At 63.3% G+C, this 25,049-nt stretch carries 23 protein-coding genes; 5 read left to right on the forward strand and 18 right to left on the reverse strand.

The features are described 5' to 3' along the window. Positions 1–3: 3 nt before the first annotated feature. The 13 genes from AXW67_RS08930 to AXW67_RS08990 all read right to left on the reverse strand — a co-directional run bounded on the left by AXW67_RS08930 (position 4) and on the right by AXW67_RS08990 (position 16,526). Positions 4–2,811 carry a hypothetical protein gene (locus tag AXW67_RS08930; RefSeq protein ID WP_063677563.1) on the reverse strand — a complete coding sequence of 936 codons (2,808 nt, stop codon included), beginning with the start codon at positions 2,809–2,811 and terminating at the stop codon, positions 4–6. A 25-nt stretch (positions 2,812–2,836) separates the two neighbouring features. Then, a complete protein-coding gene (locus AXW67_RS08935) occupies positions 2,837–4,372 on the reverse strand; it encodes a c-type cytochrome (protein ID WP_063677564.1) in 1,536 nt (511 codons plus the stop codon). Beyond that, positions 4,369–4,809 (reverse strand): hypothetical protein, encoded by a 441-nt coding sequence (locus AXW67_RS08940; protein WP_035684295.1) that lies wholly within the window; start codon positions 4,807–4,809, stop codon positions 4,369–4,371. Before AXW67_RS08940 ends, AXW67_RS08935 begins: the two co-directional genes overlap by 4 nt. Then, a complete protein-coding gene (locus AXW67_RS08945) occupies positions 4,806–6,419 on the reverse strand; it encodes a c-type cytochrome (RefSeq protein WP_063677565.1) in 1,614 nt (537 codons plus the stop codon). Before AXW67_RS08945 ends, AXW67_RS08940 begins: the two co-directional genes overlap by 4 nt. 32 nt (positions 6,420–6,451) lie before the next feature. Then, positions 6,452–7,849 (reverse strand): NADH:flavin oxidoreductase, encoded by a 1,398-nt coding sequence (locus tag AXW67_RS08950; protein WP_063677566.1) that lies wholly within the window; start codon positions 7,847–7,849, stop codon positions 6,452–6,454. Positions 7,850–8,236: 387 nt separating this feature from the next. Then, the gene (locus AXW67_RS08955; RefSeq protein ID WP_063677567.1) at positions 8,237–8,701 is read right to left on the reverse strand and encodes a hypothetical protein; all 465 of its coding nucleotides are present in this window, start codon (positions 8,699–8,701) and stop codon (positions 8,237–8,239) included. Next, the gene (locus AXW67_RS08960; RefSeq protein WP_063677568.1) at positions 8,685–9,599 is read right to left on the reverse strand and encodes a DUF2950 domain-containing protein; all 915 of its coding nucleotides are present in this window, start codon (positions 9,597–9,599) and stop codon (positions 8,685–8,687) included. Before AXW67_RS08960 ends, AXW67_RS08955 begins: the two co-directional genes overlap by 17 nt. After that, positions 9,596–11,278, reverse strand: a complete 1,683-nt coding sequence (locus AXW67_RS08965) for a DUF3300 domain-containing protein (protein WP_063677569.1) — start codon at positions 11,276–11,278, stop codon at positions 9,596–9,598. The genes AXW67_RS08960 and AXW67_RS08965 overlap by 4 nt, the downstream gene beginning before the upstream one ends. Positions 11,279–11,390: 112 nt before the next feature. Then, positions 11,391–12,371, reverse strand: coding sequence for an ABC transporter substrate-binding protein (locus AXW67_RS08970; RefSeq protein WP_063677570.1), 981 nt, complete (start codon positions 12,369–12,371; stop codon positions 11,391–11,393). Between the two features lie 110 nt (positions 12,372–12,481). Next, entirely contained in the window at positions 12,482–14,380 is a 1,899-nt protein-coding gene (locus tag AXW67_RS08975) for a sensor histidine kinase (protein ID WP_063677571.1), read from the reverse strand. Between the two features lie 85 nt (positions 14,381–14,465). Beyond that, on the reverse strand, positions 14,466–14,864 hold the full coding sequence (locus AXW67_RS08980; protein WP_063677572.1) for a hypothetical protein: 399 nt from the start codon (positions 14,862–14,864) through the stop codon (positions 14,466–14,468). A 23-nt stretch (positions 14,865–14,887) separates the two neighbouring features. Continuing rightward, positions 14,888–16,120 carry an HlyD family secretion protein gene (locus AXW67_RS08985; protein ID WP_063677573.1) on the reverse strand — a complete coding sequence of 411 codons (1,233 nt, stop codon included), beginning with the start codon at positions 16,118–16,120 and terminating at the stop codon, positions 14,888–14,890. After that, positions 16,113–16,526 (reverse strand): hypothetical protein, encoded by a 414-nt coding sequence (locus tag AXW67_RS08990; protein WP_035684299.1) that lies wholly within the window; start codon positions 16,524–16,526, stop codon positions 16,113–16,115. Before AXW67_RS08990 ends, AXW67_RS08985 begins: the two co-directional genes overlap by 8 nt. Positions 16,527–16,707: 181 nt before the next feature. Here AXW67_RS08990 and AXW67_RS08995 point away from each other — a divergent pair, with 181 nt between their 5' ends. Both AXW67_RS08995 and ppk2 read left to right on the forward strand, forming a co-directional pair. Beyond that, positions 16,708–17,163 carry a hypothetical protein gene (locus tag AXW67_RS08995; RefSeq protein ID WP_063677574.1) on the forward strand — a complete coding sequence of 152 codons (456 nt, stop codon included), beginning with the start codon at positions 16,708–16,710 and terminating at the stop codon, positions 17,161–17,163. Between the two features lie 29 nt (positions 17,164–17,192). Beyond that, positions 17,193–17,993, forward strand: a complete 801-nt coding sequence (gene ppk2 / locus AXW67_RS09000) for a polyphosphate kinase 2 (protein WP_063677575.1) — start codon at positions 17,193–17,195, stop codon at positions 17,991–17,993. Positions 17,994–18,034: 41 nt separating this feature from the next. Here ppk2 and AXW67_RS40345 read toward each other — a convergent pair whose 3' ends face one another. The 3 genes from AXW67_RS40345 to AXW67_RS09010 form a co-directional block, all read right to left on the reverse strand. Continuing rightward, positions 18,035–18,523 (reverse strand): hypothetical protein, encoded by a 489-nt coding sequence (locus AXW67_RS40345; RefSeq protein ID WP_082907844.1) that lies wholly within the window; start codon positions 18,521–18,523, stop codon positions 18,035–18,037. A gap of 201 nt (positions 18,524–18,724) precedes the next feature. Beyond that, positions 18,725–19,159: a hypothetical protein gene (locus AXW67_RS09005; RefSeq protein ID WP_027551191.1), complete on the reverse strand. Its 435-nt coding sequence runs from the start codon at positions 19,157–19,159 to the stop codon at positions 18,725–18,727. A gap of 196 nt (positions 19,160–19,355) precedes the next feature. Then, a complete protein-coding gene (locus AXW67_RS09010) occupies positions 19,356–21,059 on the reverse strand; it encodes a SulP family inorganic anion transporter (protein ID WP_063677576.1) in 1,704 nt (567 codons plus the stop codon). A 282-nt stretch (positions 21,060–21,341) separates the two neighbouring features. On the opposite strand from AXW67_RS09010, the gene AXW67_RS09015 reads away from it, so the two are divergent. Both AXW67_RS09015 and AXW67_RS09020 read left to right on the forward strand, forming a co-directional pair. Next, complete coding sequence (locus tag AXW67_RS09015) at positions 21,342–22,229, forward strand: alpha/beta hydrolase family protein (protein WP_063677577.1); 888 nt, start codon at positions 21,342–21,344, stop codon at positions 22,227–22,229. Between the two features lie 23 nt (positions 22,230–22,252). Further along, complete coding sequence (locus AXW67_RS09020) at positions 22,253–22,837, forward strand: invasion associated locus B family protein (protein WP_063677578.1); 585 nt, start codon at positions 22,253–22,255, stop codon at positions 22,835–22,837. Between the two features lie 15 nt (positions 22,838–22,852). Here the strand turns inward: AXW67_RS09020 and AXW67_RS09025 are convergent, their stop codons facing one another. Together AXW67_RS09025 and AXW67_RS09030 are read right to left on the reverse strand one after the other, a co-directional pair. Beyond that, positions 22,853–23,221 (reverse strand): response regulator transcription factor, encoded by a 369-nt coding sequence (locus AXW67_RS09025; protein WP_082907837.1) that lies wholly within the window; start codon positions 23,219–23,221, stop codon positions 22,853–22,855. A gap of 197 nt (positions 23,222–23,418) precedes the next feature. Then, entirely contained in the window at positions 23,419–24,075 is a 657-nt protein-coding gene (locus AXW67_RS09030; RefSeq protein WP_082907838.1) for a response regulator transcription factor, read from the reverse strand. 279 nt (positions 24,076–24,354) lie between these two features. Between AXW67_RS09030 and AXW67_RS09035 the strand changes: the two genes are divergently transcribed. Then, a complete protein-coding gene (locus tag AXW67_RS09035) occupies positions 24,355–25,038 on the forward strand; it encodes a helix-turn-helix domain-containing protein (protein ID WP_063677579.1) in 684 nt (227 codons plus the stop codon). Positions 25,039–25,049: the final 11 nt, after the last annotated feature.

Raw genomic sequence — 25,049 nt, forward strand, 5'->3', positions numbered from 1 at the left:
ACCTCAGAAATGCTTGAGATAGGCTATGAGCGCTTCCTTATCGCCGGCGGAGAGATCAGACCCGAAGTAGTGGCCGCGATTGACGACGTAGTCCGGGCATTTGCTCAGCCCGACCAGCGTGTCGATCAGTCCGGTGTCGCGCACGGCGGCTTCGGAATTGGCCTGGGTTTGCGGATCGGCGAGTTCACCGGGCGAGCATTTGCCGCCCATCTTCTTGAAGGCGCCGACCAGCGTCGGCATCGCCGTGGCGAGCCGCCAGTAATGGCTGATCCCGCCGGGCTCGTCATTGTCCGGCAACAGCTTCGTATTCGTCATCGCATTGATGGGGAAGTCCTTGGGCAAGGGTCCGAGCGCAATTCCGCCTTTCTCGTCGATCGCCCATGGCGCCAGCCAATGCAACGGCCGCGACAGACGCTGCTCCCATGACGGCATGTAACCCGATGCGATCATCAGGCAGGCCGGCGCGGTGGTGCGATAGATGTAACCGGGCACCGGAATCTGCGTGTGCTTGTCCATACGCCGCGTCGATGGATTCAGCATCTGCCGGATCGACCGATCGAAGACCTTCACCCGGTTGGCCACGCACGGCAGATAAGGATTGTCGTCGCTCGCCGCGGGGCAGTGTTCGGCGGCGGCGTAGTTTCCGTAGCTGCCGCCGCGAGAGGCCGCGGCGTAATCGCGCGCGTAGTAAGTCGCGTCATCTTCGTGCCCGAGCGAGTTGTTCGACAGGAACGGGGCGGTCGACCACAGGCTGATCAGCGAGGGCGGCCGGAGATAGCCGCGCCCGTTGCCAAGCGGCTGCAAGGGCATCGACGCGCCGGAGACCGGATGCTGGACGGTGAGCTCCTTGACCGGAGGCAAGGTCTTGTACGACGACGAGGTGAAATTATCCCAGATGTCACCGGCCAGACCATTGGTGGCGAGCGGCGTGCAGGCGTTGGTCTGCAGGAGGTCGACAGGGACGCGGCGCTCGGACGACAGATAATTGCCCTCCAGAAAGGGCTTGCCCTCCACGACCAACTTGACCATCGCCTCCTTGAACGCCTTGGACTGCGTCCATTCCCAATAGCGGTCCCAGCACTGGCGATAATTTGGTCCGTTGCCGCCGCCGGCGCAGATGCCGTCGTTGATCCCTGAATTCGCCGGGATCTCCGGGATCTTGCTCGAATGGCAGGCGGCACAATTTTCGGCGAAGACGATCTTGCCGCGATTGACCTTCTCGGAAGTGAAGTCTTCGAGAAACGGCTCGCCCTCGCGAACGTCCTCCAGACGGTCGGGACGCGCGGTGACCAGGAAGAAGACTGCCATGTCCGCGGTTCGATCTTCGGTCGCCTGCCAGTAGACCGATTGCTTCTCCGCATCGCTGATCCTGATCGGCGTGATCTTGCGTCCGCCAAGGAACGGGCGGAAATGCAGCAGCCATTCCTCGCTGAAAGTGCCGATGTTCAGATAGACGCGGTTGAGCGCGCCGAGGGTGCCCACCGCGTCAGCGCCGTCCTTCAGCACCCGCATGGTGTGCGACGTGCCGCTGGCGGGATCCCAGAACTGGGGAAGCGCAGCTGTCTGCGGATAGTCCTGGAGCTGCTTGTTATCGAGCTCGCCGCCCGTCAACTGCTCGGCGCCGTGCTCCAGGCTCAATTTCAGACGCGGGATGACGCTGTAGACCGCGTTCATCGTCCGCGGATTGTTCATGTAGTCCGTGGACACCAGCGAGGTGTCCAGGCTTCCGGGCGGGTTGGTGTGGAAGAGCTGGTAGAGGAAGTTGCCTTCATTGGGCGCGGGCGCGTTATCCTCGTCGCGCGGCCTGGTGTTCCAGAAGAAGATCCGGTTGACCCAGTAATATTGAGCGCCGGGATTCGAGGCGAGGTTTTCCCATTTTGGATTTTCCGGGTCAGCGGGCGGATTGATCGCGCTGGGGCCGACGTGACAGAACGCGCAGGACATGCCGACCCGGTAAGGGCGGATCAGCTTGGCGTTGTTGTAGTAGGACGGATCGGTGTAGTAGCGTTCCGCGTTCCAGTCCGCTTTCGCCTTTTCGTCGAAATCCGGATTTGGAAACAGCCGCAGGCCGATGACGCCGGTCGGCTCTCCGTAATAGGAGCCGACAGGGACGGTCTTGCCGCGGGCGCCGACCCGCACTCCCGGATATTTGTCCGGATCGGCAAATGGATCGGGCGCGCAATTCGGATCGCGCCGGTCGAGCCACAGCCCGAACCGCGACGCGTCGCCTTCCGTGGGCTCGCTGAAACACGGCTCATTGACGAGACCGAGCCAGGACCAGCGATTGCGCCGTCCATAGGGCCCGCCCTTGTAGGACGAGACCGTCTTCAGGAGATCGAATGCGCCCGCGGTGTTACTCGCGGCAAAATTCCAGAACCGATCATTGCCGCCGGTCCAGATCATCCAGGCGGTCTGGCCGAGGCTCGCGCTCTCGCGCACCTGCTCCGGGGTCAGCTTTGCGAGTGCGGCGTTTTCATGCACCTGCTCCGGACTGAGCTTTGTCAGCTCGGCGACCTCCATCACCTCCTGCGGGTAAGAGGCGCCATCGGCCGGCTTCAACAGAAGGCCTTTGTCCATGTGAGCAAAATAGCTGCAATCAGCCGGCACTTCGCTGCATGGCTTCGCGACCGCCGACAGCGACTGCCGCGGCCGGTTGGCCAGCTTCGCTTCGTCTGGAACGGTGCCGAATTTGTCGCTCTCCGGTTCGACGATGGCCCGGAACAGGACGACACCGCCAACGACGAGCAGCACCGACAGCACCGCCAGCGAGACAATCGCCCATTTGAGAATGCGTATCGCGATGCTCTTCATGGCTGGCTCTCGTCAATTGGCAAGATCACAACGTCTTCAGAAAAGCTAGGAGCGCTTCCTTGTCGTTCGCAGGCAGGTCCGTACCGTAGGCGTGTCCCTCGTTGGCGTTGCCGGGAAGCGACGTGTCGTAGAGCGTGCCGAAGCGCTCGGCCACCGTGCCCAGCTGACTAACGAATCCGCCATTCGCTGGATCGACCAGGTCATAACCGCGATAGAATAGTTTGGGCCGTTCGGACGGCGGCGACAGAAGATCGCGCAGCGTCGGCACCGAGCCGTTGTGCAGATAGGGGCCGCGCAACCACAATCCGCTCAGTCCGGTCGCGTTATAGCCATTTGTCTTGTGGAAGGCGCGAAAGCCCCAATCGTAGCCGCCCTCACGGTATTGGGTGTAGCGCTGCTTCGCGGCTTCGGTCCACATGTCGATGCGGTGGCGGTCGGTGCCGAGCTCCGTTGCCGAAATGACGGTGCGGAAGCGTGCCCCTGTTGGGTCGTGACAGGCCGCGCAGCGATCCGCATAGACCGCCTTGCCCTTTTTCAACTGTGCGGCGTCGACGTGATAGGGATCGTCATCAGCACGCTCGGCGGAGAAGGGCGAAGGCGGCGGCTTCTGCAGCCGCACGAAGTCCATGATGGTGTCCAGCGTCGCCTTTGCGCCGGTATAGCCCTGATAGTCCATGCCGTCGCCGATCGCGCCCGAGATTGCGGTCTCTCTCAGGCTGGTGCTGAGCCCGTCCCAGTGCAGCGAATATTCGCGGCCGGGATCAGTCAGCCTGTCCAGGTGCCAGAGCGGCATGATGTCGGAATTGCCGATCGTGCAATCATCGGGCAGCTTCAGGTTGAAGTACTTGGCCGGATTGAACGGATCGATCCGCCCTGGCCCCCAATCCGGCCGCAGCGATGTCCGCGAGGGGGTATCAGCCGTGCGGCCCGCGAGCGAACAATCGAGCCGCGCATCCATCCAGGCGAAACGCGTCGCCTGCTCCGCAAATCCCTCGCGGACCGCCGGAATCAGCAAGTAGCGATACAGCAGGCGCTCGCCGAGCGGCATGTCGTAGATCGCCGTGATCGCCGTCATGACCCTGTCGGCAGTGAAGCGATCCTTGTCGCGGCCGATCGCAGTCAGGAAGCGCAGGAAGCCCTGGACATTCACGCGCGTGCCCGCTCCTGCCGGAACGAAGGTGGCGGGATCATCGGCGTGCAGGCGATAGGTGCCCTGATGGCAGAATGCGCAGTTCGGCGCCACGCGCGGGATCACGCCGAGCGTCTTCTTGGAAAAGCCGACGGGCAGCTCCTCGCCGGCGATCCAATAGACGCCGATCGATCCATAGCCGTCCTGGTTGCCCGGCAGATATTCGGGAAACAGCGTCGGCAGCACCCGCCAGATCCAATAGGGAATCCCTTGCGCGCTTTCATTGCCGATGGAGCCGTGGTCGAACACCCGGAGCGGATCGTTGGTGGCGGGCTGCGGGACCGGACGCAGCAGCACGAACCAGGCGAGCGGGACCACGACCGCAATGAGCGCGAGCACGATCGCCAGGATGATGGAGATGATCCTGGTCATTTGATCAGCCCCGTCTCGCGGTTCTGCTGCTCGAGCTTCCTGATGCGGATCAGGCAATACAGCGTGGTCGAGCCGATCAGCGCATCGACGAACGAGATCGACAGGAAGCCCGGAGGTTGCCCGAACAACACCACGGCGAGGAAGAAGAACGTGGCGCCGAACGTCCGCGATGGAAACACGGCGATGCAGGCATTGGCACGATAGCGCACGAAATCGACCGCGGCCGGTATGTAGAAGACCGAGATGATCATCAGGAGGCCGGCAGACGCGCGCGCCCAGATCAACTCCTCGAGCGGAATGTGGAACAGATCGAGGAACCATCGCGGACAAAACAGCAGCGGGATGACGAACAGCGCATTCAGGAGGATGCCGAACCACACCAGGATCGTGTGACGGAGGATCCACGCGCTCACCGTGTCGTCGACGGAGTTTTTCATAGCGTCTTCATGTACTCCACTAGAGCATCCTTATCCTCGCGACCGAGTGCGGTGCCGTAGGCCTCGCCGTCGTGTCCGCTGTTCGAATTTCCGGGCATGCTGGTGTCGTAGAGAAACAAGCGTTCGGGTGCCGCCCCGTATCCGTCGGAGCGGTAGCCGACCTTCTTGAGATCAAGGATGTCGCTTCCCCGAGACCACTTCGGCGGTCGACAATCGACCGGCTTCAATGGGTCCGTGCAGCGGGCCGGGTCTAACAGGTCGCGCAGCGTCGGCACTGAACCGTTGTGCAGATAAGGCGAACGCGCCCAGATGCCATCGAGCGGCTGGTTGGCGTAGCCGGCCGTCTTGGTGAAATGGCTGAAGCGCCAGGGATAGCCGGCGTAGAGCGTGTTCTGCGCGGCCGCGAAATCCTGCGTGTAGGACCGCCAGCGCCCGGAATCCGTGCCGATCTGCTTCAGGCTCTCGACCTGACCGAGACGCGGAAAGCGGTTGGTGTCGTAGCTGTAGGCTCCCGTTTGATCTTTCATCCCGTGGCAGCCCGCGCAGTATTCCGCGAAGAGCTCACGACCGCGGTTCAGCCTGCGCTCATAATCGCGATCGGACCGATCGATCGCGGCCGTCGGAATTTCTGGCGGTGGCAGCTCCCAGATCCAGGCGCGCACCCGCTTGATTGCATCAATGTCGACGCTGACTGGCGTGACGCCGGCGCCGAGCGCCGCGCTCAGATTGCGCTCGTCCACGGATGTATTGTTGCCGTCCCAATGCAGATGCATGCCGTCGCGCGGATGCTGTGCCCAGATCGAGGGGAAGTCGGATGAGCCGTTCAGCTCGATCAATGAGATGTGCGAGGCGTCCATCGGGAAGTTGAACTGCATCGCCTTGTAGGGATTGAACGTGTCGACCCGGCCCGGCCCCCAGTCGTAATAGGGATGGTATGCCGGGCGCCCATTGCCCCCACCGTCTCCCTGCCTGCCGAGGAACGCGAACTGCTGGGACAGGTGCAGGAATGCCGCCTGCACGCGCGGAAACACGATGTACCGGTAGATCGCGCGGTCGATGAAATTGAGGTGTCCGCCGACCTCGGGACCGTTGATGGCCGCGATCAGGTTGTCGGCATTGAACTTCGGATCGGCGCCGACCTTGAGAAAGAATCTCAGGAGGTCATAGAGACGAAGATTGTTCGAGGGTGCGCCAAGAATGAGAGTTGGCTTGTCCGCAGTGTTGATCCTGTAGGTACCGACATGACAAACGGCACAATTCAGCCAGACCCGCTCGATACCGGTAACGATCCGCCTGGACATGCCGACGGGCAGCTCGGACTGCTCGGTTTCGTAGAGCAATCCGAACCGGCGGTAACCCGTCGGCCCGAGCTCGTCGCGGTACATGACCGCGAGCGCCTTGAACACCAGGATGGGAATCCCGTTGTTCGGTTCGCTGCCGATCGACCCGTACTTGAAATGCTCCCTGTCATCCGCATAGGCGACGACGTACTGCCTCACGAACACCAGATAGTAGACGGCGAGCAGCAGCAACAGCAGAACGACCAGGAAACGAATCCACCGAGTGCGGGCCAGAACGCGCTCGACCGGGGTAGGCGGATCATAATTCATGACAACACCCCCTCTCTGTGTTTCGGCTCCCGTCAGCGGAACAGCGGCGGCTGGAACACCGACATGACGCACTTGATCATGTTGTCCCACTTCTCATCGAAGGTATCGCCGTCGTAGCGGGACACCTCGTAGCATCCGAGCGGATTGGCGAGATCGTTGAGCAGGCACTTGTTGCAGTAAGTGCATTCCTTCTGCTTGACCGGTCCGTTGGCGGTCCGCAGGATTTGGGGCAGATCCACGTTCGCGATCAGCGGCCGGGCGATGCTGACGCCGTCGCAGGAGCCGTCCCTGATGACGCCGGCGATGTTGGCGGCGTGCTGAAAGCCGCCGGTGCAGATGAATTTGATGCTCGGATCGATCTTCGTGATCTCGTCGCGCAAATATTTGCTGTAGCCGGCGTTGATTCCTTCGATGACCTTGCCGCGCCGCAGATGCCAAAGCCACCGGAACAGCGGCCCGGCGATCAGATTGTTGAAGATCGCGTAGTTGAAGCGGGTGCGGACGCCGGAGGGAAGCATGCCGCAATACCACCGCAGCAGATTCTGAAGCGAGATGTCGCCCGGCGGATTGCGCGGATGCGGAAACGTCGAACCGCTGGAGATGTGAAAGGCGTCCACGCCCTTGCCGTCATCGAGCAGCATCTTGCAGATCGTCAGCGTGTCGTCGAGCGTGTTGCCCTTTTTCTTCCAGGGATAGAGCCAGTTGTTATGGTCGACGCCGTTGATCTTCATCTGGAGATGAAAATCCGGCCCAACCTCGCGGCGGATGGCGCGCACGATCTCCAGAACGAACCGCGCCCTGTTCTCAACCGCGCCGCCATAATCGTCGGTCCGGTCGTTGATCCCCGAACTCAGGAACTGGGTGATCAGATAGCCGTTGGCGCCATGCAGCTCGACACCGTCAAGACCGGCCTCTTTGGCGCGTCGGGCGCCTTGCGCGAAGAGCTCGACGGTCTCGCGGATCTCGGCGACGGTCATGGCCTGCGCCAATATGCCGTGGAAGAAGTCCTTCTGGCTGGTCGAACTCAGCGCCTTCTTGAACAGGTTCTCGACGCCGCCCATGTCCTGCTGCCGCCCGGAATGACTGAGCTGCATGATGAAACGGCAATCATGCGCGTGGACCCGTTGACCGACCTCGCGCCAGAATGGAATCTTGTCGTCATGGTCGATCATGGCGTAGCGGATCAGGATCCGTCCGCGCACCGCGACGGGAGTGTAGGACGAGATGATGCAGCCGACGCCGCCCTTGGCGAATTTCTCTTCCCAGTTGATCCGGGTGTGCCCGCCATAGCCGTTGTACTCGTCGAACATGCCCGAGAGGTTTGACCGGAACAGGCGGTTCTTGACGTCGAGATGTCGAAACTGCAGCGGCGAGAAGATCAGCGCGGCGTTGTCTTGGTGTAAAAATGATCGATCCGTAACCTGCGTCATATCTGGCTTCCTCAGCGATATGATTAGGTTGATCTGAAAATATCTTCAGCGTCGCGTCGTCACCGCACTCGCATTGATCGGTTCATAAGCCCCGGCATTCGCCGCCGCGTGTGAAGCAATTCACTTTCGAAAAAGAAATCGATCGAGTCTTCCGGCAGGAGAAGGAGCAAACGCTCGCGCTCCGCGCACGATGCAAGGCCCCAGCCGCAATTACTGGACGGAATTTAGCCCGCCATCACTTCGGCAGCAAGAGGGTTTGCTACCACAGCGTGTGTCTATTCGCCGCCCTGCCCTTGGCTCCGGTGATCTGTGAGCTATCCCGGTGGCGCTTTCGCACCGCCGCACGCCGGCATTCTTCTCGTGAGAATACATTTGAGATTCGCGGCATCACCTCAGCGAGATCGTGATCTGGCTGATATTCGCCGCGAGCTCCAGTCCCGCCTTTGCCCCCTGCAGCACCATCGTGACGCCCTTCTCGTTGCGCAAGTGGACGCCGTTGACGCCGCCGACCAGGGCGAAGCCGCCGCCGACGGAGCTGTAGGTGCCGGCGAAGTCGCTGACCTCGCGGATGCCCGAGGCCCAGCCATCGAGCCGGCCGACCGTGGCACCGACCGTGATGCCAAAGCTCATGCCGGAGATTTTGAAGGGATAGGTCTTCCCGCGGTAGGTCAGCACGCCGCTGCCGGCACCGCCGCCGACGAGGAGGCCGGCCTTGACGATCTTGGCACGGACATGGCCGGCGGCCTGCGCGAAGGATGGCGTCGCCGGCGCGGCGGGCGCCAGTGCCAGGAGAGCGATCGCAATCAGGCGGGAAGTGCGTGATGCCCTCCGCAGGTCAGGGTTTTGCGGCATCGACTTTCTTCCAGGTCTGATCCGGATCGAACAGCGTGGTGCGCTCGGCAATGAACTCGGTCCGGTTGCCCAGGTCCTTCTGGTAGACGGTGCCGGCATGATTGACCAGGAAGGTCATGACGCCGGAGTTACCGTATTCGGCAGGCCACGCAATCAATCCGTAGCCGCCGATCATCTTGCCCTTGACGACATAGTTGAGCGCGCCGCCGGGCGCGTCGGGCCCCTGTCCCTTCAGGATGCGGAAGTAGTAGCCGTGATACGGCGCCGGCCCCACGTCGCCCGCTCTGTAGCCCTCCTTTGACGCCTCGGCCGCCAACGCCCCGAGCGGGCTCGGGTCGTTGTCGTCGCGCCAGAACAGACCATCCTTCTTGCCGGGCGAGGAGACGATACGCTGCGCGTAGACGCCCGCGCCTTCGCCGCGATCCTTCTCGGCGTATTCGTTCTGCGCGTCGACATAGGCGAGCATGGTCTGGATCGCATCGAGCTCGTTACGGCCGATCCGTCGATACAGCACCTCCTTGCGCCCCTCGACGGTGTCGAATTCCCAGCCGGCTTTGGTGTTGACCATTGGAATCGGGAACGGGAAGTCGTCCGGGCCCAGCAGCAGCGTCGCCGTCTTGTTGCCCTCCGTCTTGATCGCGTGCTTGGCATCGTACATCGACGCGAAGCGTTGGCGGATGTCGGTATCGGCGACCTCGTCACCGGAGGAGACGATGTCCTCGGCGGCCCTGCCCAGCACCTTCAGGATATCGCTCGGGCCGCTCTTGACCGCGGCCGCGAGCGCCGCGGCAGCGTCCTCCGGTGTCTTGTAGGACTCCTGTGCTTGTGACGCCCCAGGCAGCGCCAGCACCACCAGGCTCAGGAGGGCCACACGTCGAAGCGATTTCAGGCTGATCATGGCAACACCTCCGCAGGGATCCTCGCGCCGCCGGCGAGCCAATCGCTGTAGGTGCGGAATGTCAGCCCGAGCTTTTCGTAGTCAACTCGCAGATAGCCATCGCTGCCGCGGGTCACCGCGTCCGGCATCACCTGCTCGACCTCCTGCGCCATCACGCCGACATAGGCCTTGTGGCTGCCGATGTAGCTGAAGCGGTAATAGCCGAGCCCATTGGCAAGATGGCCGAGCAGAATGATATCGTGCTTCAGCGCGATGTCGGAGCGCCGACCACCGCCACCTCCTCCGCGGAAACCGCCTCCTCCACCTCCGCCCCGGAATCCGCCGCCACCACCACCGCCGCGCATGGCCATGCCCCCTCCGCCGCCGCGCCCGGCGAAGCTCGGGGCGCCTCCGCCACCACGCGGCATGCTGGCCATGCTCGCGCGGCCGCGCGCCGATGCCGCGGCGGCGGCGCGACCGGACGAGACGTTCATGGCCCCGCCGCGATTGCCTCCGCCGGCGCGGTTACCTGCGCCGCCGCCCGCGCGGTTGGCAGCCTTTGCGCGATCGCCACCGCCCTTGGCGCGATCGCCGCCACCCTTTGCGCGATCACCTCCGCCCTTGGCACGATCACCGCCGCCCTTGGCGCGATCGCCGGCTCCTGCACGATCTCCACCGCGATCACCCGCCCGATCTCCGGCCCGGTCACCGGCGCGATCGCCTGCCCGATCTCCGGCACCTTGGTTGGGGCGCAGCACCTGGTTTCCCTCACGGCCGCGGAAATCCATCCGGTCCGACGCGCCGGCCTTCAGATTGTTGTTGCCGAAACGCTGCGCAACATTGGCATTATTGTAGCGCACACCCTGGCGATGCGCCGCATTGTGCTGCCAGCCATTGTTGATGTTGACGTTGCGATGGTTCACATAGACGTTGCGGTTGCCCCAGTTGCAGCCGCCGCCCCAATAATTGCCCCAGCGCCCGATCGCCCAGGCCGTGCCGAAGGCTAAGCCCGCGGCAATTACACCGGCGCCGATATAGGACGGATAGCCCCAATAATATGGCGGATACTCCGCATAGGGCCACGTGCCATAGACCGTCGCCGGATCGTAATAGGGCACGTACATCTCGGCGGGATCGGCCTGCTGGATCACGACGACCTGCTTGCCCTCCTGAGTTTGGACGCTGACCTTCTGCTGCTTGGTGGTGACCAGCTTTTTGTTGTCATAGGCCTTGTTGCGCAGGCGCTGGATCGCATCCATCACGTCGGGCTGCTGCGCGAGGAAGGCATCGCCGAGATTCTTGGTCCATTCGAGCTGGTCGCTCATCATCGCGAGAACATCGGCGGTGCTGGCCAGTGCCTTGACGCTGTCGTCCCAGCCCTGCTTGTCGACCGCGGTCTTCAGTGCATCACCCTTGAGGTTCTTGCGCTCCTTCAGCCAGCGGTCGGCCTGCACCACCTCCAGCGGATAAGTCGAGGCGGCCAGCACGTTGGCCAGCAGCTCGTCCGGATAAAGCGCGATCGGCGCGACCAGGGCCTCGAGTTGCTCCGGCTTCAGGAGCTCGGCGCTAGGAGCCGGCGGGCTTGCCGGCTGCGCCTGCGTAGTGGGGGCCGCCGGCTTGTCGGTGGTCTGCGCGGGTGCAGCGACTGGGATCGCCATCACCAAGGCAAGCGCCATCAGGGTCTTGCAGCAGCGAAACATTACAATCTCCCTTGGACTCCAGTCCGGGAAGATCGTTGCCGGGGCACACGTGTTTGTTGATCAAGATCAACGAAAGGACACCCTCACGCTGTTGCAACGCGAGAGCGATACGTCATTCGATCAACTCGGCTTCCATCAAGAGTCGGCCGGGCACGGTCAGCCCGAGCGCATTGGCAGCCTTCGTGTTGATGACGAGCTCGAACCTGGTGGCAAACTGCACCGGAAGTGTGCGGACATCGACGCCGCGCAGGATGCGGTCGACATAGCCGGCGCCGTCACGAAACTGCTGGGTCAGATCGGCGCCATAGGACATCAGCCCGCCGTTCAGCGCGTAGAAGCGGACCGCGAAGATCGCGGGCACGCGGCGTTGCGCGAGCAACGGGATCGTCATCGCGCTTTGTGTCCCGAAGAAGCCGCCGTCGGGCAGCACGACAACGCCGGCACCGGTTCGCACCGCCGCCTCGATGGCCGCGGCGATCTCGGCTCCGCTGCGGACAGCGGCACCGGTGATCTTCAGGCCGAGGCGGCCTTCCATCTGATGCGCAGCCTGAACGTAAGACGGAGCATAGGGCGCCGATTCCGGATTGAACAGAAGAGCCGCCTGGCTGATGCCGGGCACCATGTCCTTCAAGAGGCTGAGCCACTTCCCGCTCATCGAGTGCTCATAGAGCGAAAAGCCGGTGAGGTTGCTGGTCGGTCGCGCCAGATTGGCGACGAGGCCGGTGCCGACGGGATCGGAGAGGCCCACGAAGACGATCGGGATCCTCGAGGTCGCATCGCGCAGCGCACGAGTTGTCCCCGTGCTGGTCGACAGCAGCACGTCCGGCGCCGCAGCGACGAGCTCAAGCGCCTCCAATTGCTGCCGCGCCGGATTGGGGCCGGGCCAGCGGACCTCCAGCCGGTAGTTCTGGTTCGCGATCCAGCCCCGATCGGCGAGCCCCTGCTGAAAAGCATCGACGCGCATCTGCGCGCCGGGATCGCCCGCGACGTTGCCGGTCAGCACGCCCACGGACGGCATCCTGTCCTGGGCTCTCGCGAAGACCGGGAATGCAGCCGCCGCGCCAACCAGCGACATGAACTCACGGCGTCTCATGGCCACCCACCACTCCCAACCCTGCCCCCGCGCCCGTCCCGGTTATGACGCATCTGCGAAGGAACAGCCAGTCAGACCGGAGGCCTTGATCAAGATCAAGATACCAGCGATCAGCGGATGATCGGCAGCCTGATCGCGAACAGCGCGCCGCCCGACGGCTGGTTCGTGGCGACGATCGTGCCGTGATGGGCCTCGACGATGGTCCTGGCGATCGCAAGGCCCATGCCCATCCCCTGCGGCTTGGTGGTGAAGAACGGATCGAACACGCTTGCGAGATCGGCGGCCGCAATTCCAGGCCCGGTATCGCTGACCCTGATCTCGGCTTGGCTGCCGGCGCGCAGGGTCGACACGCTGACCTCACGCTTCTTCATGTCCGCGTCCGAGACCGCGTCCATCGCGTTGATGATCAGGTTGAGAATAACCTGCTGGAGCTGCACCGGATCGCCCTTGACGTGAAGGCCGGCGGAGGCGGGCACGAACGTCAGCGCAATCCGGCGTCCGTCGGCGAGCGCACGCACGAGGCCGATAGCGTCCCGCACGGTGTCGTTGAGCTCGATACTCCGGACCTCGAACGGCGCCTTCTTCAGCACGCTGCGCAACCTGCGGATCACTTCGCTTGCGCGCTGATCATCGCGCCGGATGTCGGCGAGTATCTGCCGGATCTCGTCGAGGTCCGGCGAGCTGTCTTTGAGCATGAGCTCCGCCGTCTCCGTGTTGGTCAGGATCGATCCGAGCGGCTGGTTCAGCTCATGCGCGATTGAGGTCGTCAACTCGCCGACGGCCGAGTAGCGATTGACGTGAGCGAGCTCGGCGAGGCGTTGACGCGATTCGACCTCGGCGAGCTGGCGGCCGTGGCGCTCGTGGAGCAGCCCGCTGATGAGACCGGCCTGCACCAGGATGACCGCCATGATCAACAACATCTGCCAGCGGTAGCCTTCCCAGAGGGGCGGCTCGCGAAACAGGATTTCGCTGTCCGGCGGCAAACTGCTCTCGGCGATGCCCCAGCGCCGCAGCTCCCGCCAATCGTATTTCGGCGATCCGAATCCGATCGGCTCGTAGGTGATATTGGCAGGCTTCTCGCCGCCGAGGATTCGGATTGCGGCGCTGACGGTCTTCGCACTGGTTTCTCTGACCGAATGCATCGGGCCGCCGACGGTGCTGCCGCCGAAGAATGGCTCCTGGTACGAAAAGATCGGCGCGTTCGCGACCGAATGAAGGGTGCGCAAGGCGACGTCGCCCTCATGGACAACGCCTGCGGCATCGACCGACATCAGGCCCCAGAACAGCGCCGTGTGCGGCGGAAGGTTCGATGCGCGTTTGAGAATCTCGTCGAATGACAGGTCGGAGTACCAGACGAGGTCGAGGCGACCGTCCAGCGGCTTCAGTTCCCGCTTCACCTCGTCGATCCAGAATTTCTCGAGCGGGGATGCACCGACCACGACGGCGACCGCTTTGGTATCCGGCAAGACCTTCAGAATGTTTTCGAAGACCGCCAGGAAATCGTTGCGCACCGCGACGACGACGTCCTTGTCGGTAAGGTCGGACTTGTTCACCAGCCGCTGCTCGACCACCGACAGCACCATCGGCGTATCGGGAAACAGCTTTCCCCGGTATTTCTGCACGAACCGCGCCGCTGGCGCGCCGATGCTCAGCACGATGTCGGGCAGCGCATCGTGGTACAGCGATCCAAGATAGTCGACGAAGGGCGCCTCGGGGCCCGGACCGTTGAAGCGCGCCGTGAGCAGGGTGTGCTCCTGGATGTCGAGCGGCCACGGCGATTGCCGCTCCAGCTCCGTCTTGATGCTGCGCGCATATTCGCTCCAGGGCCGAAACTCGCGGCCGAAGGAATGTAGCAGCAGCACGCGCTTGGGCTCGGTTCGCATGGAGACGTTTGGCGAGGCGTCCGCGAGCTCGGGCAGGATGCATACGGCGAACAGGAGACTGAGACACAGCAGCAACGCTGCCGCTGGCCACGGCTTGATCAACGCAATGGTGCAGCGCCCGCTCATCCTCTTCCCCGGCAGCTTCCCACGGCCGCTCTCGGGGACAATTCTAGCGGGGATCGCCGCGCGCCGACAACCCGAGGACTTGTCACTATTTAGGACAGCGATGATAGCGGATTTCCATGTCCTCCATGCCCGGGAACAGCCGGACGAGACTGTCGGCATCCAGCTCCTTCAGGCTGAACTGGACACTGGAAAGCATCATGTCGGTCGCGCAGGCGGCGATCAGATTAACGTTCGGACCGCTGTCCTTCCTGGCCTTGATCCGGCAGCGCGCGAACTTGCCGATGATCTGGTCGCCATCGATGATGAAGCCGCCGCCATAGACGTCCGACATATCCGCGAAGCCGAGCTGCGCGCCCTGGCGCACGAAGACCTTGCCGCAATTGTCGGTATCGCTCGCCCAGGCGCCGTTGAGATCGATCGCGCCGGCTGCGTTCACCGTGACAAGCAGCGGTGCACCCAGCGCGATCACCTTCCATAAGTTCATTTTTGTCGCCCTTCCCTCGCCGTTCAATGACCGCTCAGCACCAGAGTCTGGATTGGCAGCAGCAGCGCCTGGATACGCAGCAGCAGCGCATGGACGAGGCCGACGCCGTCGACGACGTGCAGAGCGATCCTCCGGCTGGTCGGGGTGTCCTTGGCCGAGATCTCCTCGTGGTTGCTGGTATAGGCATTGACGATGCAACTGCTGCCGGGCGTCACGCCGTCGAGCCCGCCCTTGTAGAGCGGCTCCATGAACACCAGGATCGTGCCGGGACGCACGGCGTTCTGGGCTTCGAGCAATTGCTCGCCGGTGCGAAACTGTCCCGCGGCGATGTAGTCCTGCACCGTCGTGATCACCATCGGGATGATGACCCATGGCCTCGAGATGCAGGTCGCCTCGGCCACCATGCCCGGCTGCATCACCTGCGCCTCGATCTGGCCAAAGCCAGCCTGAAGCACCTTGCGGCCCGCGCCTTCCGGAATGAGCACGCCGGCGGGGCGCATGAGCTGGTTGACGACGTCTCCGGTGCGAACCAGGAATTGCTCGACGCGCCCGTCGACGCCGGCGCGGACGATGGTCTTGTCGAGATCGACCTGGGCCTGATCGAGCGCCGCCTCGGCGCTGGCCTTCTGCGCCGGCAGCAGCGTCGACACCTGCAGGCCCGCGGCCTGTCTGACGGCGGTCGCGGCATCGACGCCGGCTTGGCGCTGATTAACCAGCACCTGCAGCTTCTCGATGTCGCGCTGCGGAACGATGCCGGGATTGCGGCGCTGGAGCTCCGTTTTGACGTCGAGTTCGTCCTTGGCCTGCTGAAGGTTGGCTTTCGCCTCGCCGATCTGCGCTTCCGCCTTGGCCACGTCGGCCTGCGCCGACTGCATGGCGGCATCGACCTCGGCAACCTTTCGCTTGGCGGTTTCGAGCGCCGCCTGCTGCCTGGAACTGTCGAGCGTGAACAGCACGTCGCCCTTCCTCACCGGCGCGCTGAAGCCGACCTTGACGTCCGCCACGCGGCCCGAGCCTTCGGGCAGGATCGGCACGGTGCGGAAATACAGCGTCGCCGACGTCGTCGACGGGTGGAAGTAGAAGATCATGGTGATCAGCGACACCGTGAGCATCAGGCAGCCAGTAATGCCCCAGCGCAGCTCGTACCACACCGAGAAGAAGGTGATCTCCTTGCCGAAGCGCTTGCCCTGGACGTAACGCCGGTAGAGGTAGTCGGGCAGGATCGTCACGAGGGAGCAAATCATGAGCTCAAGCATGACTGTGCTCCTTCTCCCTGGCCGCGTCCGGTTTACCCGCAGGAGCAGGACTTGGTTGCGCCGGCTCGCCCTCCTCTCCAGGCGTCGCGTCGGCGATCTTCTCGACGGAATCGGCGATGCTGCGCAGCGGCGTGCCGAAATCGGGGATGTCGATCAGCGCAAGCAACAGGCCTGCAATCCAGAAGATGTGCATGTGCGTGAAGAGCGAGATAATGCCGAGCACTGCGACAAATTCGAACTGCAGCTTTTGCGACTTATGCGCCATCCGCTCCGGCAGGCTGTGCAGCTTCCAATAGAGCGTTCCGACCCAGAGCAAGGTGCCGACGAGGAAGATGCCCATCACCACCATGAGAGGATCGACCCCACTTCCGGGCGCGAGAAAGAAGGGCAGATGGTGCGGCGCCATCGGATGAAGCTGATCGCTCAAATGTCTCTCCCCGTCAGGACCCCGCCTCACGCGAAGCACGTGCGGCACTGTGAGCAGACGGGCGTGGGGTTTGCTTGATTTGAATCAAGGGAGTGCCCCCTGCCCGACCTAGCCTTTCGCGAACGCCGAACTGCAAACAGCCAATTGAGGAGCCGCAGCCATGCCCGGCCTCGACGAACTCATACCAAATGCCGCACAGATCCGGAAGGAAGCCGCACTCAAGGAAGCCGAGAAGGCCGAGGAATATGCCCGCCTCGCGGCCGCCGCCGAGGGCGAGAAGCGCGCGCTGATCGAACGGCTGACCAAGCCGTCGGGCAAGACCGAGGAGGAGAAGATCCAGCTCGCCTCGACCATCATCCAGCGTGCGGTGCGAAACGGCCAGACCCAGGTCCAGGTCTATCGGTTCCCCAACACGCTGTGCACGGACAAGGGGCGCGCCATCAACCAGCAGGAGAAGGGCTGGGAGAACACACTGACCGGAATCCCGAAGGAGATCTTCCAGCTCTGGACCGATTATTTGAAGCCTCGCGGCTATCGGATCGCCTACCAGATCATCGATTTTCCGGGCGGCGTGCCGGGTGATGTCGGCGTGACCATTTCCTGGGGCGACGACTAGTAGCCGCAAGAACCAGCGAAAGGACAGGCATGGCCAAGGATGCGCCCGCGGAGCGGATGAAGCGGAAGGACTATGAGAAGGAGCTGGGGAAGCTCCAGGTCGAGCTCTGCCATCTCCAGGACTATGTCAGGGAGAACAAGCTCCGGGTCATCGTCCTGTTCGAGGGCCGGGACGCCGCCGGCAAGGGCGGCACGATCAAGGCGATCACCGAGAAGGTCTCACCGCGCGTGTTTCGCGTGGTCGCGCTGCCGGCGCCGTCGGACCGCGAAAAGACGCAGCTCTTTTTCCAGCGCTACATGGAGAAGTTTCCAGCGGGCGGCGAGATCGTGATCTTCGACCGGAGCTGGTACAACCGCGCCGGCGTCGAATATGTGATGGGCTTCTGCACACCCGCCGAGCACGAGCGGTTTCTGAACCTGTGCCCTCAGATGGAAACATACCTCATCGATGGCGGCATCATCCTGATCAAGATCTGGCTCGAGGTCGGGATGGAGGAGCAGGAACGCCGCTTCAATGCCCGCATCGACGATCCCGTGCGGCAATGGAAATTGAGCCCGATGGATATCGGGTCATATCGACGCTGGTACGATTATTCGCGAGCACGCGATCTGATGCTCAAAGCAACGAGCACGGAGGTGGCCCCCTGGTACATCATCCGCTCCGACGACAAGCGCCGGGCGCGGCTGAACTGCATCGCGCATCTGTTGGGCGCGATCTCCTACAAGCGCATCAAGAAGGACAAGATCAAGCTGCCGAAGCGCTCCAAAAAGGGACGCTACGACGACCAGGCCAGCCTGAAGGGGATGAATTTCGTCGCTGAGCGATATTGAGCAGACCAGGCCGCTCAATGGCGGCCTGATCTGTCATCCGCTCAATAATTATAGGGGTATTGCTGCGGGCAGACCCAATTGCCGTAGGTGTCCTGATAGCAGCCGTTGTTATTGTTGTAGTAGCCGTAAGCGCCATAAGCACCCGCTGCTGCGGCTGCTCCAACGGCGGCGGCACCCCAACCGTAGCCGGGGCGGTATCCGGGATAACCTGCGACCGGCCGGCCTGGATAGCCGGCGATCGGACGACCTGGCCGACCTGCGACGGGATAGCGGCCGGGACGGCCGGCGATCGGATGACTCGGACGCGGACCTCCGGCGACGCGATAACCGCCGTGGACACGGCCAGCATGAACCGCGCCGCCACGGAAGCCACCATGAAAACCACCTGCGCGCATCCCACCGCCATGGAAGCCACCGCCACCGCGGAAGCCTCCACCGCCGCCACCGCGGCGAGCTAAAGCCTCGTCGGGAACAAGGCTGATGGTGAGAAGAGTGAAGACCGCAAGAGCAGCAAGAAGATAACGAAGCATGGCATCTCCCTCCATTGATCAGGGTGCCGTCACTCGCTCTTCGGTGATGCCGCCGCACGACTGCGATTGGCACCCGAGGATAACGTCGGGTGTCTATCGCGTTCAAGCTTGACTTAAATCAACAAGACGGAGGCCTTTTGAGCCGTGCCCTTGCAGCGCGCAGGTGAACGGGCCACGCCCGCGTGGCCCGTTCAATGCGCTCTACTTCAGGCGGATCGTGACGCCACCGACCGCAGCCGACACTTCCGCGCCGACCCTCGGACCGCTGAGCTGCAGGATCACGCCGTTGGCATTTTGCAGTTGAACGGCTCCGGCGCCTGCCGCGACGGCGCCGCCTGCCCCGCCCACCGCGTAGGAGCCTTCGATAGATTGCGGTCCTCTCAGATTGAGCGCCCGGCCGACAAACTTCGAGGTCGAGGCCCCGACCGTGAAGCCGACGCTCATGCCGGACACGGTGAAGGGGTATTTCTTGCCTCGGAACAGCAGCACGCCCTCGCCACCACCGACGCCAACGATGAAGCCGCCCTTGGTGAAGACGACGGCAACCTGGCCGGTCTCGGCACGCGACGGCGTGCTGAACCCGGCGACGGCTGCGAGCGAGGCAACCAGGACGGCACCGATGGCAAATTTCCTCATGACGGACTTTCTCCTTTGGTTAGAGCGGCGGCTTATTGAGCGAGGATCACCGCGAAAGCGCGCTTGGACATGCGGCACTCTCGATCCCTTGATCGTGGGTTGGATGCCGGCAGCTCCGTTGATCCAAGTCAACGGGCGCCTATTCTGGTGGCGCCGACGATCACCGCGATGCCCATCGTATCGCAGCACACCGTCGTCAGGACCTCCTCTGAGCCGTATCGGGTTGCTCCCCTCCGAGAACACTGTCGAGCGATCGCAGCCATTGGCCGCTGTCCGTCTTCTCCGCCAGCCCTACGGCGCGCAGCAGGTCGCGCAACTGCGCATGCGCGCCGACGATGCAGAACGTGACCTGACGGGAGGCAAGCTCATCATGGAGGTCATGCAGCATGCGCGCGCCGGCGAGGTCGATATAGGGCGAGGCGGAGAGGTCGCAGGCCACCAGCCGGATACCGGGCGATCTCCTGAGCGCGACCAGCACCGTGTCCAGGATCGTCTCGGCATTGATGTAGAGCAGCGAGGCTTCGGGGCGAAACGCGATGACACCGACCAGCGGCTCGATGCCCTCATGCCTCGCGCTGTCCGAATAGCGGCCGCTCTCGGGCAAGCGGCCGAGGAACGCGACGTTCGGCCGGGAGGCGCGCGCCAGGAGCAGGAAGATCGATGCGATCGATGCCAGCAGCACGCCCTGGAGGATGCCGAGCAGCAGCACCGACGCCAGCGCAATCGCCGCCGCGGTGAAGTCGATCCGGCTGACCTGCCACATCCGCAAGAGCGCGCGCACATCCACCAGCCTGTAGACTGCGGCGAAGACGATGGCCGCGAGCACGGCCTTGGGCAGGTTGGTCAACAGCCCCGTGAAGAATAAAAGGCACAGCCCGAGCGTCACCGAGCAGATCACCAGCGCCAACGGCGTCCGCGCACCGGCGTTGTCGTTGACGGCCGATTGCGACAGGCCGCCGGCGACGGGGTAGCCATGGCCGAAGGCGGCGGCGAGGTTCGCAGCCCCCAGCCCCAAGAACTCCTGCCGGACGTCGAGCGCGTAGCCGTGCTTGGCGGCGAAGCTGCGCGCCGCCGAGACGCCTTCGATGTAGGCCAGCAGCACGCATCCGGCGGCGAGCGGAAAGAGATCGTCGAATTCCAGCAGCCCAAATGTCGGCATCCCCAGCGCCGGCAATCCTTCCGGTATCTTGCCGGTGACGGGCACACCGAGCGAGGGAAAGCCGAGGAGCGTTGCCACCACAATCGCCAGCGCCACAATGGTGATCCCGACCGGCTTTCCCGGCAGGAGGCGCTCGCCAAGCAGGAGCAGCAGCAGCGCGACCGCACCAATCGTCAGCACGAGCGGGTCGATATGCCCGAGCTGCCCTGCGAGCTTGATCGCGCGATCGAAGAAATTGTGGCCGCCGCCGGCGACGCCCAGGAGGCTCGGCAACTGGCTCATGATGATGGTGAGCCCGGCACCGGCCTTGAAGCCGACCAATATGCTGTCGCTGACGAGGCGCACGAGCACGCTTAGCTTGAACAGCCAGGCGATGAAACACAGCACCGCCACCGCGAACGCAGCCAAGCTCGCGATCTGCGCATAGCGGACCGTATCTCCGCCGGCCAGCGCGCCGACGGTCCCGGCGATCATCAAGGAGATCGCCGAGGTCGGGCCGATCGCAAGCTGCCGCGATGCCCCGAGCAGGGCATAGCCGATGCCGCCGAGCATGTAGCCGTACACGCCGACCTGCGGCGGCAGGCCGGCGAGCGCGGCATAGGCGAGCGAGACCGGGATGGCGTAAGCGGCGAGCGTGATGCCAGCGACCGCATCGGAGGGCAGCCACTCGCGCCGGTAGCCGGGGAGCCAGCCGGATGGCGGAAAGAACCGCGTCCACCCGGGCTCGGACGGCGTACTCATTGCGACTCCTCGCGCGGGACCGCACGGTGTAGCAACGCGACAATCAAGGCAAGGATTGAAATGCTCGTGTTGGCGATGCGGGGCTGTCGCAGATTTTGCATGTGCTCATAGGCGGCGCCTCGCCACCGGCGATGCTTGATCTGGATCAAGTAATCTACGCCTCCCGCAAATCATATCGGCGCAAAGCGCCGGGGGAATTGCGACCATGGGCACCATCAGGCGGACCCTCTCCACCGCAGCGGAGATTTTCCTGTCACAGTTCACGGCTCGAGGGAGATCGCGATGCGCGCGCCGCTAACGGCAATCCTCCGGTCACTGGCAACCGCCATTCTGCTTATTGCCGCTCTCGCTGCGCCGGCGCGCGCCGATGAGAATATCCGCATTCAGGAAGAGATCTGGGCCCTGCCCTTGCCACTGCCGATGTTCGCCTATCTGGTGCGCCCGGTCGGCGACGGCCCCTTCCCGCTCGTGATCATGAACCACGGCGTCTCGATGAATCCGACCGACCGCAGCTTCTTTCCGCTGGTCGAATTCCGCGACGCCGCCAAATGGTTCGCAAAGCGCGGCTATCTCGTGGTGGCGCCGGTCGGCACGGGCTATGGCGCGGCCGCCATCGACATTCCCGAGCGCGCAATCTATGGGCCGTTCTTCTCCAAGGTCGGCAAGTGCACCAATCCCAACTTCCACGACGCAGGCCTTGCGGTCGCGCAGGTCGATCTCTGGATCATCGATTACATGACCGCAGAGAAGCGGATCATCCCGAAGGACGTGATCGTGGTCGGACAGTCAGCCGGCGGCTGGGCCTCGATCGCATTGTCGAGCGTGAACCCGCCGCAGGTGAAGGCCATCATCACCTTTGCCGCCGGCCGCGGGGGCCGGGTCGGCGGCAAGCCGAACAACAACTGCGCACCCGACAAGCTTGTCGAAGCAACCGCGGATTTCGGCCGCACCTCGCGCGTCCCGATGCTGTGGATCTACATCGAGAACGACACGTTTTTCGGTCCCGATCTGTCGCAGCGCATGCATGCGGCTTTCACCGCCGCCGGCGGCCGCGCCGAGTACCACCTGATGCCGCCGTTCGGCAACGACGGCCATTTCTTCATCGGCTCGCCGGATGCGATCCCGCTCTGGTCACCGCTGGTGACGAAATTTCTTGATGCGCAGAAATAGAGCCCGACTTCGGAGGCGCAACCATGCCAAGCACCCGTGATTGTCTCGGAGGCCTTCTGGTCCTCGCAATTGCCGCTGTCGCAGCATCTCCCGGTACTGCCGCGCAAAAGGCCGCACAAGCCAATAAATCGGCCGAGGTCGCAACGCGCGGCCAGCGCGAGGCCAAGGACATCACCTACGGCGATTGGCAAAAACTCTGCTTCAAGGCCGGCGGCGCGCCGACGCTGTGTCGGACGTCGATCACCGGCAAGTTTCCGACTGGCCAGACGGCCGTGCGCGTGGACCTGATCGAGCGCGAGGATGCGCCAACGGCGCGGCTGCAATTGTTCCTGCCTGTCGGCATGTACCTGCAACAGCCGGCCAAGCTGACCGTCGATCAAGGGCAGTCCCATCGGGTGCCTTATACTTGGTGCGCCACCAACGCCTGCATTGCGGCGGACGTCGCTGATCCAAAGGTCATCAAGGAGATGGAATCCGGGAAGACGCTGGCCCTCGAGGTCGTCGATTCCAATCTGCTCGCCCTGACGACGTCGATCCCCCTGTCGCAGTTTGCGTCCGTCCACAAGGGCGCGCCGGCGAAGACGCTGGAGCAATATGTCGATGAATGAACGACCCTTGCAGCGCTACATGACGCCTGCGCGCTCGACTGACTCGATCAGCGACTGTGCTGTGAATGGCTTGACCAGGTAGGCGATACAGCCGGATGCAATTGCCGCGGCTCGGTTTGCCGTGCTGTCATTGCCGGTGACGTAGATGACCGGCGCGGTGACGCCTGCATCCGTCAGCTTTTTCCGCAAATCGAGGCCCGAGCTTCCGTCCAGATTGATATCAAGCACGATGCAGATCGCCTTCTCGAAGTTGGCGTGATCGAGCAGAGCGCCCGGGGAGTCGAACAGAGTGGTCGCGAAACCGTGCTCGCGCAGCAGCCTGTTCATGCTGGTCCGCATGGACGGATCGTCATCGACGATGAAAACGGATTCACGCGTCGGCAAGACTGTTGGCCTTCCCGAAAGATGAGCGAAACTGCAAGCCGGTGACCGCAGTGGAATACGCAATACCCGTGTCCTGCTTTCATCGACAAAATATCTGTCACAGCATTGCGCACAGCGCGCGGTGCACTGTCAACACGCTTTCATATTGTCCCTTGGGGAAGTGACATCACGGAAACTGCATCGCAACGACGAAGCAATTAACGGCCGTTCGTATCGAGCATTCCGAGCCGCTCCGCGATCGAAACAAGCTCCGCGAGTGAATGAACCTGCATCTTTTCCATCACCTGATGGCGGTGCGCTTTTACAGTGCGCTCGGTCGTTCCGAGTTCATGCGCGATCTGCTTGTTGATTCTACCGCGCACGATGAGATCGAACACCTGCCGCTCGCGCTGCGTCAGCGTGGCGAGGTGACCGCGGAACGATTCGAGCCTGCCGCGCTGCGCGCGCGCCGCATGCTGGCGCGCCAGCGCGCGCTCGATCGCATCGATCAACTGCTCCGAGGAGATCGGCTTGGTCAGGAAATCCTCGGCGCCGGCCTTGATCGCCCGCACGGTGGTCGGCGTGTCGGCGTGTCCGGTCAGGAAGATGATCGGCAGGGTCGAGCCCGATTCAATCAGACGGCTCTGCAGGTCGGGACCGCTGAGTCCCGGTATCCGCACGTCGAGCAGGATGCATCCCGGCTGCTCGTCGTCAGGAGCGGCATCCAGCAGGTCCTGCGCTGACGCGTAGGTCGCAACGTCATAGCCGGCGAGCTTCAGCCGGCGCTCGATCGCCGTCCGAAAGGAGTCGTCGTCGTCGACCACGTGAACGAGGCCTAGCGCGCTTCGCCTCCCGCCGGATCCACCGAGAACCATCGAAGTCTCACTCTGAAAATACTTGCAAGATAATCCGACAATCAAGACGTCTGCTTAGCAATGGCCTGCATTCCGGCATAGGTAACCTTCTCATTTCGCGCAACAAACGCCCGAAGGAACGTCCGCTGTCCCTTAGGACAATGAACCTTGGGACAATGGATGAGAATACCGCCTTAGTCGTAAATCGCCTCCGGCGGGAGTGGGAAGGCGCGGCGCATTCCCAGCTGTGAGAATTTTTCGTCTGACGGACCAATTCGGCGGTGAGCTGAGGAGTTGGCTATGTTCGTACGCATCACAACGGATTCCACACCGCGCCCCAATTCGCTTCGTGATCTCGGCATGACCAGCGATTCAAATACGCTCGTCAGTTTAAGCGAATTTTCCTACAAGAAAGGCAGCGAGATCTACGGCGAGAAGGAGCCCGCCGAGTATATCTACCAGGTCAGGTCCGGCGCGGTACGCAGCTACAAGCTGCTATCGGACGGCCGCAGGCAGATCGGCGCATTTCACCTCGTCGGCGACATCTTCGGACTCGAGAACGGCGGCGAGCACCGCTTCACGACGGAGGCGATCGTCGATACCACGGTGCGCCTGGTCAGGCGGCAAAGCCTCGAGCTGGTGGCGGAGAGCGATGCCATGGTCGCCAGGAACCTGCTCAGCATGACCACGACCAATCTCCAGCACGCCGAGGATCACATGCTGCTGCTCGGCCGCAAGACCTCGCTGGAGCGGGTTGCGGCCTTCCTGCTCGAGATGGACAAGCGGCTGACCGCGGCCGGGGTCATAGCGCTGCCGATGTCGCGGCGCGACATCGCAGACTATCTCGGCCTGACGCTGGAGACTGTCTCGCGCGCCCTGTCACGGCTGCACGAACTCGGCATCCTCGGCTTCGTCGGCAATACCCAGCGCCAGATCGTGCTCTTGGACCGGCGCCAGCTCGCGAGCCTCGACCTGCAGCCTTGAACAAGTGAGTC

Origin of the sequence: Bradyrhizobium neotropicale (assembly GCF_001641695.1) — a bacterium.
GTDB classification, from domain to species: Bacteria; Pseudomonadota; Alphaproteobacteria; order Rhizobiales; family Xanthobacteraceae; genus Bradyrhizobium; species Bradyrhizobium neotropicale.

Excerpts from the sequence above, each read along its gene's own strand:
- AXW67_RS09010 (WP_063677576.1), bottom strand. The coding sequence starts at position 21,059 with ATGAGTACGCCGTCCGAGCCCGGGTGGACGCGGTTCTTTCCGCCATCC.
- AXW67_RS08985 (WP_063677573.1), bottom strand. The coding sequence starts at position 16,120 with ATGCTTGAGCTCATGATTTGCTCCCTCGTGACGATCCTGCCCGACTAC.
- AXW67_RS08935 (WP_063677564.1), bottom strand. The coding sequence starts at position 4,372 with ATGACCAGGATCATCTCCATCATCCTGGCGATCGTGCTCGCGCTCATT.
- AXW67_RS09020 (WP_063677578.1), top strand. The coding sequence starts at position 22,253 with ATGCCAAGCACCCGTGATTGTCTCGGAGGCCTTCTGGTCCTCGCAATT.
- AXW67_RS08950 (WP_063677566.1), bottom strand. The coding sequence starts at position 7,849 with ATGACGCAGGTTACGGATCGATCATTTTTACACCAAGACAACGCCGCG.
- AXW67_RS08995 (WP_063677574.1), top strand. The coding sequence starts at position 16,708 with ATGCCCGGCCTCGACGAACTCATACCAAATGCCGCACAGATCCGGAAG.
- AXW67_RS09015 (WP_063677577.1), top strand. The coding sequence starts at position 21,342 with ATGCGCGCGCCGCTAACGGCAATCCTCCGGTCACTGGCAACCGCCATT.
- AXW67_RS09035 (WP_063677579.1), top strand. The coding sequence starts at position 24,355 with ATGTTCGTACGCATCACAACGGATTCCACACCGCGCCCCAATTCGCTT.
- AXW67_RS08945 (WP_063677565.1), bottom strand. The coding sequence starts at position 6,419 with ATGAATTATGATCCGCCTACCCCGGTCGAGCGCGTTCTGGCCCGCACT.
- AXW67_RS08965 (WP_063677569.1), bottom strand. The coding sequence starts at position 11,278 with ATGTTTCGCTGCTGCAAGACCCTGATGGCGCTTGCCTTGGTGATGGCG.
- AXW67_RS08940 (WP_035684295.1), bottom strand. The coding sequence starts at position 4,809 with ATGAAAAACTCCGTCGACGACACGGTGAGCGCGTGGATCCTCCGTCAC.
- AXW67_RS08955 (WP_063677567.1), bottom strand. The coding sequence starts at position 8,701 with ATGCCGCAAAACCCTGACCTGCGGAGGGCATCACGCACTTCCCGCCTG.
- AXW67_RS08970 (WP_063677570.1), bottom strand. The coding sequence starts at position 12,371 with ATGAGACGCCGTGAGTTCATGTCGCTGGTTGGCGCGGCGGCTGCATTC.
- AXW67_RS08960 (WP_063677568.1), bottom strand. The coding sequence starts at position 9,599 with ATGATCAGCCTGAAATCGCTTCGACGTGTGGCCCTCCTGAGCCTGGTG.
- AXW67_RS08980 (WP_063677572.1), bottom strand. The coding sequence starts at position 14,864 with ATGAACTTATGGAAGGTGATCGCGCTGGGTGCACCGCTGCTTGTCACG.
- AXW67_RS08930 (WP_063677563.1), bottom strand. The coding sequence starts at position 2,811 with ATGAAGAGCATCGCGATACGCATTCTCAAATGGGCGATTGTCTCGCTG.
- AXW67_RS40345 (WP_082907844.1), bottom strand. The coding sequence starts at position 18,523 with ATGCTTCGTTATCTTCTTGCTGCTCTTGCGGTCTTCACTCTTCTCACC.
- AXW67_RS09005 (WP_027551191.1), bottom strand. The coding sequence starts at position 19,159 with ATGAGGAAATTTGCCATCGGTGCCGTCCTGGTTGCCTCGCTCGCAGCC.
- AXW67_RS09030 (WP_082907838.1), bottom strand. The coding sequence starts at position 24,075 with ATGGTTCTCGGTGGATCCGGCGGGAGGCGAAGCGCGCTAGGCCTCGTT.
- AXW67_RS08975 (WP_063677571.1), bottom strand. The coding sequence starts at position 14,380 with ATGAGCGGGCGCTGCACCATTGCGTTGATCAAGCCGTGGCCAGCGGCA.
- ppk2 (WP_063677575.1), top strand. The coding sequence starts at position 17,193 with ATGGCCAAGGATGCGCCCGCGGAGCGGATGAAGCGGAAGGACTATGAG.
- AXW67_RS08990 (WP_035684299.1), bottom strand. The coding sequence starts at position 16,526 with ATGGCGCCGCACCATCTGCCCTTCTTTCTCGCGCCCGGAAGTGGGGTC.